Annotated in this window: 11 protein-coding genes; 10 read left to right on the plus strand and 1 reads right to left on the minus strand. The window is 31.0% G+C overall.

What is annotated here, in order from left to right:
* The first annotated feature begins 50 nt into the window (after nucleotides 1-50).
* The 3 genes from JHL18_RS25450 (at nucleotide 51) to JHL18_RS25460 (ending at nucleotide 4,674) form a co-directional block, all read left to right on the plus strand.
* The gene (locus JHL18_RS25450; RefSeq protein ID WP_200274559.1) at nucleotides 51-1,862 is read left to right on the plus strand and encodes a cache domain-containing sensor histidine kinase; all 1,812 of its coding nucleotides are present in this window, start codon (nucleotides 51-53) and stop codon (nucleotides 1,860-1,862) included.
* Between the two features lie 14 nt (nucleotides 1,863-1,876).
* Nucleotides 1,877-3,418, plus strand: coding sequence for a response regulator transcription factor (locus JHL18_RS25455; RefSeq protein WP_200274561.1), 1,542 nt, complete (start codon nucleotides 1,877-1,879; stop codon nucleotides 3,416-3,418).
* A gap of 710 nt (nucleotides 3,419-4,128) precedes the next feature.
* Complete coding sequence (locus JHL18_RS25460) at nucleotides 4,129-4,674, plus strand: NADH peroxidase (protein ID WP_200274563.1); 546 nt, start codon at nucleotides 4,129-4,131, stop codon at nucleotides 4,672-4,674.
* A 557-nt stretch (nucleotides 4,675-5,231) separates the two neighbouring features.
* Here JHL18_RS25460 and JHL18_RS25465 read toward each other — a convergent pair.
* Nucleotides 5,232-5,792 (minus strand): class IV adenylate cyclase, encoded by a 561-nt coding sequence (locus JHL18_RS25465; RefSeq protein WP_200274565.1) that lies wholly within the window; start codon nucleotides 5,790-5,792, stop codon nucleotides 5,232-5,234.
* Between the two features lie 292 nt (nucleotides 5,793-6,084).
* On the opposite strand from JHL18_RS25465, the gene JHL18_RS25470 reads away from it, so the two are divergent.
* The 7 genes from JHL18_RS25470 to JHL18_RS25500 all read left to right on the plus strand — a co-directional run bounded on the left by JHL18_RS25470 (nucleotide 6,085) and on the right by JHL18_RS25500 (nucleotide 12,253).
* Complete coding sequence (locus JHL18_RS25470) at nucleotides 6,085-6,582, plus strand: DUF6106 family protein (protein WP_200274567.1); 498 nt, start codon at nucleotides 6,085-6,087, stop codon at nucleotides 6,580-6,582.
* Nucleotides 6,583-6,598: 16 nt separating this feature from the next.
* Nucleotides 6,599-7,639, plus strand: a complete 1,041-nt coding sequence (locus JHL18_RS25475; RefSeq protein ID WP_200274569.1) for a nucleoid-associated protein — start codon at nucleotides 6,599-6,601, stop codon at nucleotides 7,637-7,639.
* A 236-nt stretch (nucleotides 7,640-7,875) separates the two neighbouring features.
* The gene (locus JHL18_RS25480; RefSeq protein ID WP_200274572.1) at nucleotides 7,876-8,322 is read left to right on the plus strand and encodes a MarR family winged helix-turn-helix transcriptional regulator; all 447 of its coding nucleotides are present in this window, start codon (nucleotides 7,876-7,878) and stop codon (nucleotides 8,320-8,322) included.
* A gap of 29 nt (nucleotides 8,323-8,351) precedes the next feature.
* Nucleotides 8,352-8,981 carry a class I SAM-dependent methyltransferase gene (locus JHL18_RS25485; RefSeq protein ID WP_338025509.1) on the plus strand — a complete coding sequence of 210 codons (630 nt, stop codon included), beginning with the start codon at nucleotides 8,352-8,354 and terminating at the stop codon, nucleotides 8,979-8,981.
* A 107-nt stretch (nucleotides 8,982-9,088) separates the two neighbouring features.
* Complete coding sequence (locus JHL18_RS25490) at nucleotides 9,089-9,589, plus strand: GNAT family N-acetyltransferase (protein ID WP_200274576.1); 501 nt, start codon at nucleotides 9,089-9,091, stop codon at nucleotides 9,587-9,589.
* 653 nt (nucleotides 9,590-10,242) lie between these two features.
* The gene (locus tag JHL18_RS25495; protein WP_200274578.1) at nucleotides 10,243-10,941 is read left to right on the plus strand and encodes an ABC transporter ATP-binding protein; all 699 of its coding nucleotides are present in this window, start codon (nucleotides 10,243-10,245) and stop codon (nucleotides 10,939-10,941) included.
* A complete protein-coding gene (locus JHL18_RS25500) occupies nucleotides 10,931-12,253 on the plus strand; it encodes an ABC transporter permease (RefSeq protein ID WP_200274580.1) in 1,323 nt (440 codons plus the stop codon). Before JHL18_RS25495 ends, JHL18_RS25500 begins: the two co-directional genes overlap by 11 nt.

Raw genomic sequence — 12,253 nt, forward strand, 5'->3', positions numbered from 1 at the left:
AGCTTATAGATTTTTTGTTAAGTATGAAAACCTTTAGATGGGGGGATAGAATGATAAAAAAACTTTTAGATAAGTTCAATAATACGACTCTTATAAAAAAATTTCTCATTTCCTACATAAGTATAATAGCTATACCTATATTGGCAGTAGCAACTATATCCTTTAAAGTGATTCAAAAGAAAAATTTAGAAGATGTGCTTAAACAAAATAGATACAAGCTAGAAGCTGAATGTGCAAATGTAGATAGAAATATAGATATAATGGGAAATGTTGCTCAAGTTTTAATGAATAATAAAGATATGCTGGCATATATTGGAGGTAGTGAAGAGTTTACTGTTGAGGAGTTAGTAAATTTTAATATCACTACTAAAAAGGAAATTATGAATCTGCAGTATAACAATTCTATGTTAAAATCAATAAATATATTTACTGATAATGGTTATGTAGTAAATGAATTGTGGCCTTTAATATATAGAGAAAATAGAGTGAAAAACAACACCTGGTATGAAAAGACACTTGAAAATAAAAATAGAGTATATTGGGATATAAATCATTATGATAACGATATCAGTAAGGCTGTAGCAACAAATGAAGGGGAACCTAATTTAGTAGTTTCGCTAAATAGAGAATTAAGATATCCGGAAGACAAGCATATAGGTATTATAAGAATAGACATGCTTTCAAAGGTTTTTTTTCCAAAGATGTTTGAAAATCCAAATGACGATAGTAGTGAAATGCTGTTAGTAAATAAAAATGGAAAGATGTATGGAAATGTAGACAATGCCTTTGAGCAGAATACAAGATTTAATAAAAAAAAGTTCTTCACGACTTTTGAAGATACAGTTAAGAATGATAGTGGAATGTTTTCTTTTAAGGATGGATTTACAGAATATACTGTAGTGTATAAGGAAGCCCCATTAGAAAATACTTATCTTGTGAGTATAATAGCTCTAGATAAGATAAATGGGAGCATAAAATACACCAGAAATTTACTTGTAATAGGAACAATGCTTCTAATTGGAATGCTTTCTCTAATAGTATATTACATAACCAATATAATCTTAAGGAGATTATATATTATTATAAAATCCCTAAAACGAGTTCGTGGGGGAGATCTAGATGTAGACATACCTGTCTATAGTAATGATGAGATTGGCCTTTTAGCCCATCATTTTAGGCAGCTAGTAAATAAAATAAATGTACTAATAAAAGATAGCATAGACAAAAAAACTGTAACTAAAGAAGCTGAATTGAAAGCTTTAAAAAATCAATTAGATGCACATTTTTTATATAACACACTGGAAAACATAAGAATGATGGCAGAAATAGAAGAGAACTATACTGTATCAGATTCTTTAGCAAGTCTTGGTGAAATGATGAGATATAATATGAAATGGGACAGGGATTATGTGCCACTTTTTGAAGAAATAAACCATATAAAAAATTATATCGCATTGATGGCCATAAGATTTGAGCATAATATAAACTTAAAGATCAATATAGAAGAAAAACTAATGGACAAAGAGGTACTTAAGTTATCACTTCAACCGTTGGTTGAAAATTCAGTAAAACATGGGTTGATTAAGAAACTTGTTAAAGAAGATGGAACAATAGTTATAGAAGGTAAGGAAGATGAAAAATACACATATATAACTATTATAGATAATGGCTGTGGTATAGAAGATGATACTCTTGCAGAATTAAAAGAGTTTTTGGATAGCAATGAACAAAACACAAAACATGGACTTGGAATGAAAAATGTAAATGAAAGAATCAAAATTTATTATGGTGAACATTACGGCATTGATATTGTCAGTAGAAAAAATTATTTTACAAGGATAATATTAAAATTACCAAGGTAAGGTGGAGAGGCTATTTGAAAAAGGTTTTGATAGTTGATGATGAGAAGTTTATACGAAACGGACTTGAATCCATAATTAAAAGAAAATACGAAGAGAAATATGAAACTATTTTATGTTCAAATGGAATTGATGCATTAGAAAAAGTAAAAAGTGAAGATATATTTTTTGTAATCACTGATATAAGAATGCCTGAATGTGATGGAATAGAGTTTTTAAAAAGATTAAATAATGAAGAGTTAAGAATACCAACACTAATTCTCAGTGGGTATGATGACTTTAATTATGCAGTAGAAGCACTAAGATATGGTGCAAAAGACTATCTATTAAAGCCAATAAAAAAGAATGAGTTATATGAATCTATAGAGAAAATAGAAAAAGAATATAATCAAGCTATGGAAGATATAAATAAGATAAATATTGAGCTGGTTAATGACATTAGCAATAGGTTTAATATAATACTTTTAAATGAAAGAGTTAGTGATGAAACTGTAAAAGAGGAACTAGGAAAGCTTTGTCAGGGAATTGATGAGAGTTCTTATTATTTAGCTGTTTTATTTAATAAAGATTTGATGATGATTCCTGAACAAGAAAGAAATGAAAAGTATGATGAGCTACTAAATGCAGTTATGAGGCAACAAGAAAAAATATCTGCATTTGTAGATAATCAAGGAAATCTAAATATCATTTATAGTGATATCAATGCAATAACAGATATAAGAAATTGGATTAATGACAATAAAAAGTATGGTTTCTGCTGTGGAGTAAGCAATAATTTGATTGATTTTAATCAGTTTAGATTGGGATATAAGAATGCTATACTAGCTCTAAAAAGCAATTTAATATATAAAGAAAATAAACAACTTACAACCTATGAATATGTTTTGGAAAAGAGTAAAAACTTTGTGCGAAATGAAGTTGTTGAGAAGCTTATTAATTTAATTGGAACTAAAAGAAGGGACAAGATGATTGAACTTCTTCAGGCAATTTATGCTGAAGAAGTGGTGAGAGAGCAAGGAATTGTCTACCTTGAAAGGTCAAATGAAAAACTGTTAAAAAGCATAAATCGTTATGTGCAGCAGCAATTGAATAGTAATTTAGAGTTAAAGAATAAGCTTGAGTTTGTAAGTAGTATCTTAAATTTTAATAACTATAGAGAGTTTTATTATGAACTTAAAGAATTAGTGCTTTATGTTGACGAGCTGCTTTTCGAGATGAGAAGAGCCTTGTGTGATAAGAGCTTTATAGGAAAAGCGATCGAGTATATAAATAACAATTATTCTAAAAATTTATCACTTACTGTAGTATCAAATGTAGTATCTGTTAATTACAGTTACTTCTCACAGGTATTTAAAGAACATACTGGAGAAAATTTTATAAATTATTTAAGGAACATAAGAGTTAAAAAAGCTCAAGAACTTTTGAAAGAGCAAGAACTTAAGGTTTATGAGGTTGCTGAAGCTGTGGGATATTCAGATTCAAAGCAGTTTACAAAAGCTTTTAAGAGTGTAACGGGAATAACTCCACAAGAATTTAAAGAGAAACAGTTTATCAACTAGTATTTTTAAATGCGTGCTGAAATTTTGGTGTCACTATCTCCAATGCTTGAATGAGCTTCGCAGAGAATTAATATGACTTATTCCAATAAGATAGCTACAACTGTATAACTCACTACGTTCGGACAATACAGTTGATTAACGCTATCTTATCTTCATAAGTCATTTAATTCTAGTTGCTTGCTCATAGAGCATCTCCGTTAGTAACACCTAAATTTCAATAGTAATATTAAAATGATACTAGTTAGCATTTTAATATGTAAACTAAAATCATATGGTTATATTTTTAATAAACGAGAGTTGTGAAGGATTTTATTTATGTAGGAAAGTTGATTATAAATAATATTAAATATAGTATAAATTTAATTAATTTAATGAAGAACTTCATAGATAGATTTGATTGAAACTATAATTAGAATAGACAATTTTAGTATTGTTTAATAAAGGAATTATTATCAACTGATAACATATATCATGAATAATTATGTAGAAAACAAAATATATATAATTATAGAAGTCTTATAAATACCGAGGTTTAGAGCGATATCCTCGGTATTTTTGCTTGTTATAAGGGGTCAAAGTATTATTTAATGAAAAATTTTCTAAAAAAAGTCTTTACAAGTAATAATAACTATTATATAATATGAATTGTAGAAACGCTAACAAGTTATCAAATGAAATTAATATATATGATTTAAGAGGAGGATTTAGGAATGAAGAAGTTTATATGTACAATATGTGGATATGTTTATGAGGGAGAAGCTGCTCCAGAGAAATGCCCAGTATGTGGAGCGCCAGCATCAAAATTCAATGAACAAAGCGGAGAACTAGTATGGGCTGATGAGCACAGAATCGGAGTTGCTCAAGGCGTTGATGAAAGAGTATTAGAAGGCTTAAGAGCTAACTTCACTGGAGAATGTACAGAAGTTGGTATGTATCTTGCAATGAGCAGACAAGCTGATAGAGAAGGATTCCCAGAAGTTGCTGAAGCATATAAGAGAATAGCTTTCGAAGAAGCTGAACATGCTGCAAAGTTTGCTGAATTATTAGGAGAAGTTGTAGTTGCTGATACTAAGAAGAATCTTGAAGCTAGAGTAGAAGCTGAATACGGCGCAACTGCTGGTAAGAAAGAATTGGCTACATTAGCTAAACAATTAAACTACGATGCAATCCATGACACAGTTCATGAAATGTGTAAAGATGAAGCTAGACATGGAAAAGCTTTCAAGGGTTTATTAGAAAGATATTTCAATAACTAATTATAACATATCAAAGGACAGGCGTTTGCCTGTCCTTTTTAGTTATGTGAATATGTATAAAAATTTAGGAAGTGCTACTTCCTATACTTGATGAGCTTCGTAAAGAATTAATATGATTTACTCCAATGAAATGACTAAAACTGTATAACTCGCTTTGCTCAGACAATACAGTTTCCTAACGTCATTTCATTTCCGTAAATCATTTAATTCTAGTTACTTGCGCATATGTATCTTCCGTAGCACTACCTAAATTTTATACGTGATATTAAACATAACTTAAAATTTAGATATTTCTACATCCAATGCTCGAATGATCTTCACAAAGAATTAATATGATTTTTTACGATTTAATAGCTAAAACTTTATAACTCACTACGTTCAGACAATAAAGTTTCTTAACGCTATTCAATCTCCAAAAATCATTTAATTCTAACTGTTAGATCATATAGCATCTCCTGTAGTAATATCTAAATTTAATACGTAACAGCGTATATAACTAAAGATTAAGTAGTGTTAACATATATTCTATGAGTTTCGAAGATAATTAGTATGCTTTCTTAAAGTCCTTTCTGATCTCCTTTAGCAAGGCCTCTTTCTTCTAGTATCTCGTAGATTGTCTTTGAGGTAGTGTCTGACATTGTGTAGCCTAGAGCTTCAACAACTTCTTGTAATTCATCTTCATAAGCTGTTTCTATCTCTATGTAAGGGAAAGGACAGAAGTTTTTGTCGTTGATATCTATTTCAACTAATGTGTTTTTGTATTTATAGCTTTCTCGAGATTTTTTTATAGTTTCAACTAAAGTTAGTCCTAGAGCATTAAATAGCTTTTCTGCAGTATCACCGTCGTCAACTATTATTTCGTTTTCTTCCATTACTTTATATTTTTCTTGAGATAGCATCTTTTTAGTGGTCATAAAATAAACTATTTTGTTGTTAAGCTTGTCGTCAATAGTTCTAACTCTAGCGTAGCCTTTAGCTGATAATAGTCTTCTGTCTGGAAAATCGAAAATCTTATTTACTTGATCTTCATCTTTAACTTTATATCCTCCAAGAGCAGTTATTTTATTTTTGATTTCTTCAACATCAATATCTAAAATTCTTGTTTCTAATTCTTGCATAGTATCCTCCAAGTTTCTTTAAGTTATATAAAATGTATTTAAGATTTAATATAAACCTTAGTTTATCTCTAATAATAGTTTATCAAAGTGCTTGCAAAGTTCAATCTTTAAATTTATTAGTTTTTTATAAAGCCATTTTTTTACTGTATTGTACGAAATATATAAGAACTTAAGCTTATTTTAGTCAAAGTAACTAAAATGAAAATCCTTACGGAAAGGATTACATTTTATGCTATAATGATATCATTAAGGTATTCCATAATGGAAAAACAATGGTTGAGGGGGATGTTATATGGATCAATTTAAGGAACAATTAGTCAGAGCACAAAATCCAGGAAAATATAAGGTAGCAAAAATGGTTATGTACATAATAGGTGTACTTGCGGTACTTTCTTTGTTTACTGGAAACCTTATATTAGGGTTGCTACTTGTTGTGATTGCAGGTATACTTTTTTATGTGAAACGATTCTTCTATCTTGAATTTGAGTATGTAATAACCAATGGAGAAGTTGATGTTGATGTTATATATGAAACAACAACAAGAAAGAAGAAGATGTCCTTTAACATGAAGGAAGTTTCACTTTTAGCGCCTTATGAAAGTGATGAGTATAAGGCATTAAATAACAAACCTTCGAAGATAATAAATGCAATACCGGAAGGAAATAAAGATAGAGTTTATGTAGCCGTAGTTACAGAAGGAAATGATAAGGCTCAACTAATTTTTGTTCCTAATCAAGAATTTGTGAATATTTGCTTTTTATTCAATCCGAAGGTGGTAAAGAAAAATTAGTGCCAGAGGTGAGTAGATGGAGTACGTAAATGACATTAGTATCGTAGAGGCTGTAATTCATATATTGGATACAAATGGGGATGAACCTATATTAAATGAATATAGGTTAGAACTAAACGAAGATACATACAAATTTTTATACAGACATATTGAAAGAGCTTTTAAGGATGAAGAGCTTAAATATGCTGTATTTAATCCAGAAAGAAATATAGTAAAAGAAGTTTCTCAAGACTATCTAGATGGAATTAACTCAGATATTGTGTCTATTTCTAAGGAACTTGCAAGACAGATGTTTGCTGTAATGAAGGGCAATGTGAACATCCCATCCTGTGACCTTATAGTTGTAGCTATTTCCACAGATCAAGGACCAATGCTTGCAATTATGAAGATGGATTATGTAAGAAATTTTACTCATAAGATAGATTTTATTGAAGATAAGATTGGAATTGATATAATAGAACAGGCTTCAGGTCTTCCTGCAAGCAGCTCAAGACTTCAAAAGTGTGCATTTATAAAACCATTAAGAGAAGAGCATACAATTAATCTAATGGTTATAGATAAGCAAAAGAAGTCAAAAGAAGAGGAAGAATATGGAGCAAATTACTTTATAAATAATTATCTAGGCTGCTCAATTGTTACCAATGAGAGAGATATGACTAAAACCTTTGTAAAGGCTGCAGAAGCATGGACGAGGAATAATGTGAATGAAGATGCGGATAAAGCAGAGAAGATAAGAAGCACTATTAAAAGTAAGCTAAAAGAAGAAGATACAATAAATGTGCAAGAACTATCTCATGAGCTTTTTAAAGAAGAGCCTCAAGTTAAGGAAAGCTTCAACCAATTTGTATCTGCTCAAGGGTTAGACGAGGAAATAGCAGTAGATAAGCAATGGGTAGAGAAAAAGCTCAAAAGGGTAAGGCTTAAGATTGATAAAGATATAGATTTATATTTGACGGAAGAAGCCTATAATGATCCTCAAAGATTTGAAATACAGCGTAATGGTGATGGAAGTATAAACCTTGTGGTAAAGCATGTTATAAACTATATAGAAAAATAGATTTATGCCTGAAATTTAATATAAGTTAATGAAGAAAGACTGTGGGAGACTGCGGTCTTTCTTTGTCGTAAAAGAAAATATATGATTTTTGAGTTGGCGAAACCTAGATATTTCAATAGATTTTTCTCATATACATTCGTAAAGGCAGATGCGTTAAAAAATATGGTATGTTATGAAAATGATAGTTGTATGTTGCAACTATTGTGTGATACAATAATTGCAAGGAGTGATTGAATATGGTTTTTATGGATGATCCAAAGAAGTTAAGAGAACTGATAAGAATGCTTGAAAGAAAGCTTGGAATTTTACAAGATAATGGGTATTCGTGTTGTAAAATAACAATGTCACAGTGTCATGCTTTAGTAGAGATTGGTCGTGCAAAAGGCATTGCTCTAAATAAGCTAGCAGAATTATTAAATTTAGAGAATAGCACTATGAGCAGGACGGTAAATAATCTTGTAGCAAACGAGCTTGTAAAGAGAGATATTGATCCACAAGATAGAAGATACGTAACTATATCACTTACTGATAAAGGTAATGATATTTATCAAGGGATTGAAGAAGAAATGAATTTATACTTCGCAAAAGTTTATGAAACAATACCTTCTGATAAAAGACAGCAAGTTTTGGAAAGTATTGATATTCTTCTTGAAGCAATCGACAAAAGTAATTGCTGTGAATAATAGATTAAGAATATATGGGAGGGGTATGGGTGAGTAGTAAAGTTTATTTTAAAGAAGTAGCTAAAGAATGGGATAACATGAGACAAGAGTTTTTCTCAGAATCCGTAAGAGATAAGGCTTATGAGGTAGCGAATGTAAAAGAAGAAGAATTAGCGGCAGATATTGGAGCGGGAACAGGCTTTATAACAGAAGGGCTTTTACAAAAGGGTTTAAAGGTAATAGCTGTTGATCAATCTTATGAGATGCTTGAGGAGATGAAACAGAAATTTAATTCCTTTAATCAAGTAGAATATCGACAAGGTGATGCGGAGAGATTACCAATTGATGATGATACAGTAGATTATACAATGGCAAATATGTACCTACATCACGTAGAAGATCCATTTACAGCAATTAAAGAAATGGTAAGAATACTAAAACCTTCTGGAAAACTTGTTATTACAGATTTAGATCAGCATAATCATGAGTTTTTAAGAACTGAACAGCATGATAGATGGATGGGATTTGATCGAAAAGATATTGAAGATTGGTTTGTAGAAGCAGGCTTATCCAATGTATTTGTTGATTGTGTAGGTGGAAATTGTTGTGCAACCTCAAGTTGTGGATGTGAAAGTGCAAGCATAAGTATTTTTGTAGCTTATGGTGAGAAGTATAGATAAACCAGTTCCAAATGAAATGTATCTATAAATATAAAAAGTAATATATATTATAAAGACAAGTGACTCTCTATATAAAGTTGCTTGTCTTTATTAGAAGGAGAGTATAAATGAAATATAGTATAGAAGAGATGAAGCCATCGGATTGGGAACAGGTTAAGGATATTTATTTAGAAGGAATTAACACAGGAATAGCAACCTTTCAAAGTGAGGCACCAGCTTGGAATGCGTGGGATAGAGGACATGTTGACTCCTGTAGATTGGTTGCTCGTTTAGATGACAAGGTATTAGGTTGGGTTGCATTGAGTCCAACTTCTACTAGAGAATGTTATTCAGGAGTAGTAGAAGTAAGTATTTATGTAGGGGAGAAATATAGGGGCAACGCTATAGGCACAAACCTTTTAAAAAGAATAGTAGAGCAGTCAGAAGAAAAAGGAATCTGGACATTATATTGTGCTATTATCAGAGAAAACATTAAAAGTATAGAAATGCATAAGAAATGTGGATTCAGAGAAATTGGTATAAGAGAAAGGATTGCTAAGATGCCAAATGGTATGTGGCATGACGTTGTGCTAATGGAACGAAGGAGTAAGGTGGTTGGGATAGGATAATAGATGGAGATGAGGTGGCAGATAAATTTAAAGTTGATTTAATCGATGAGGATAATGGGCAATCGTTAAAATATGATTGTGCACTACATGAAGAATTCTTTGGATATCTGTTAGAAAACCAATAGTATCTAAATGCATAAGACTAGGTAAACTAACTCCATAAAATTAAATATATTGTGATTTTCAATATAGCATATATAAATATCAATCATATAAGCAATAAATAAACACTGCATAATATAAATTCTGCAGTGAGAGGTAACAATGTAAAAGAAGAGAAAGATTATTTGATGGGCTTACTTGAAAGTTACCCAATGGAGATACCAAAAAAATTAATATAGTTTTAAATGGAGTGTATTGGGAACCACAAATTTATTTTTAAGATGATTTGGTTAAATCCAATATTCTTGAGAGTCTATCTATACAACTAAAGAGTATTTTTGAATAAATAAGATTGAAAGCTTACCTTTGGAATATTTAATTGCAGAGGTAGGCTTTATTTTTTCATATTATCTAATCCACAACCCAATCTTAAGGTAATCTTAAGATAGTATTAATAACCGCTTAAACAAAAGTGGTTACAATTAATAATGTAGATAAACGTTGAAATAATGATTGCTACTAAAAGTAATAATGGTTTTGGGAGGATAAAGATGATTGAAATAAAGGAATTATCAAAGGTTTATAGGATGGGAAAGGAAAAAGTAATAGCTTTAAATAAAGTGTCTTTTAATATTGAAGATGGTGAGTTTGTAGCTATAGTTGGACCATCAGGATCAGGTAAATCAACTTTGATGCATCTTGTAGGGGGACTGGATACTCCAACTAAGGGAAGTATAGAGGTTGATGGTAAGGATATTGCAAAGCTTAAGGATAGAGATATGGCTAAATACAGAAATGAGAAAATCGGATTTGTATTTCAGGCCTTTAACTTAGAGAACACTCAAACTGCCTTAGAAAATGTTATGATGCCTCTTATATTTTCTGGAGTAGGAAAGAAGGAGAGAAAAGAGAGAGCTCTTAAAGCTTTAGAGCTTGTAGGATTAAAGGACAAGGTTAAGCATAAACCTACTGAGATGTCCGGTGGTCAGAGACAGAGAGTTTCTATTGCTAGAGCTATAGTAAATAATCCTCAGATTATCTTTGCTGATGAACCTACTGGTAACCTAGATTCTAAAACTGGTGAAAATATAATGAACTTGTTCCAAGAGTTAAATGATAAAGGCTACACAATAATAATGGTTACCCACAATCAGGTTGAGGCTCAAAAGGCAAAGAGAATGATAAAGATTATGGATGGCGTTATAACTGATGATTTGGTCACTGAAAGGGGAATAGAAAATGCGATTTAGGGACAATATAGGCATGGCCCTCCAGGACCTGAAAAGAAGAAAAGGAAGAACCTTTTTAACTTCACTAGGTATAGCCATCGGAACAATGTTAGTACTTATAATGGTAGGACTTGGTTTCACTTTAAAGAATTTTATAGTTGATGCTATGAATGGAGAGTTAAGCTCTAAGGTTATTACTGTATCTTCTATAAAGAAGGATGCAGAAGAATTAGATAATGCTGCAGACTATGAAGAATGGAATGAAAAGAATTTTAAAAAGATTGATAGCAGCATGTTAGATAAGTTCAGTGCCATAAGCGGTGTTAAAGAATTAAAAGCATCTATGACAACTATGGTTGAAAAGCTTAAAATAAATGACAGTACAAAGGAAGGTACTTTTAGCGTACAAGGCTTTGATTTAAATCACTCAATATTCTTCGAAGATGAAGTAGAAAATAAGAAGAAGGTTGAAAAGGATGATAATCTAAAAACTATAGTAAGTGGGAGCATGTTAAACAAGAACTCTAAAGCAGAAGCAATTATAAGTGAAGATATGCTTTCTCCTTTAGGTTTTAGCAAAGCTGAAGAAGCTGTAGGTAAAAATATATCCATAATAGTTGATAAAGCTAAAGGAATTTCTATAAAACCTGTAGAGAAGAATCTGAAGATTGTAGGAGTTGTAAATAAAAAGTTATTACCTGGAAACAGTATAATAACTTCCTCTAAAGATGCAGCTGAGATAATAGGTTTAACCACCTTAGAAGAAAACTACGAAAAGGAAAAAGGTTTTAGTTCTGTTCAGATTTCAGCTGATAATATTAAGAATGTTGAAAAGGTAAAAAATGAAGTACTTGCAGAAGGATACCAAGCAATCTCTAATCAAGATATGATAAAAGAGATAACTAAAGCTTTTGACAACATCAGCTTGGCGTTATCAGTGCTTGGAATAATAGTATTATTTGTTGCTGCCTTAGGTATAGTAAATACGATGGTAATGGCAATATATGAAAGAACTAGAAGTATTGGAGTAATGAAATCCGTAGGAGCAAACAATTTGAGTATAAGAAATATATTCTTAGTTCAATCGGGAACTATAGGCTTCTTAGGTGGAATTACTGGTATTGTTCTAAGTCTCGGAATATTTAAGATAGTAGAGTTTGGATTGGAAGCTTATTTAAAAGCTAAGGCTATAAGTATGAGTTTGAATTTTAGTATACCGCTATGGCTGATAGGGGCTACTTTAGGTTTCTCTATTGTTATTGCAGTACTCGCAGGATTATACCCAGCTATGAGAGCATCAAGATTAGATCCTATCGATGCACTTAAGGGTTAG

Origin of the sequence: Clostridium yunnanense (genome assembly GCF_016595795.1) — a bacterium.
Taxonomy (GTDB): Bacteria; Bacillota; Clostridia; order Clostridiales; family Clostridiaceae; genus Clostridium_AR; species Clostridium_AR yunnanense.

Coding starts and splice junctions, on each gene's coding strand:
- JHL18_RS25450 (WP_200274559.1), top strand. CDS start 51: ATGATAAAAAAACTTTTAGATAAGTTCAATAATACGACTCTTATAAAA.
- JHL18_RS25460 (WP_200274563.1), top strand. CDS start 4,129: ATGAAGAAGTTTATATGTACAATATGTGGATATGTTTATGAGGGAGAA.
- JHL18_RS25465 (WP_200274565.1), bottom strand. CDS start 5,792: ATGCAAGAATTAGAAACAAGAATTTTAGATATTGATGTTGAAGAAATC.
- JHL18_RS25470 (WP_200274567.1), top strand. CDS start 6,085: ATGGATCAATTTAAGGAACAATTAGTCAGAGCACAAAATCCAGGAAAA.
- JHL18_RS25475 (WP_200274569.1), top strand. CDS start 6,599: ATGGAGTACGTAAATGACATTAGTATCGTAGAGGCTGTAATTCATATA.
- JHL18_RS25480 (WP_200274572.1), top strand. CDS start 7,876: ATGGTTTTTATGGATGATCCAAAGAAGTTAAGAGAACTGATAAGAATG.
- JHL18_RS25490 (WP_200274576.1), top strand. CDS start 9,089: ATGAAATATAGTATAGAAGAGATGAAGCCATCGGATTGGGAACAGGTT.
- JHL18_RS25495 (WP_200274578.1), top strand. CDS start 10,243: ATGATTGAAATAAAGGAATTATCAAAGGTTTATAGGATGGGAAAGGAA.
- JHL18_RS25500 (WP_200274580.1), top strand. CDS start 10,931: ATGCGATTTAGGGACAATATAGGCATGGCCCTCCAGGACCTGAAAAGA.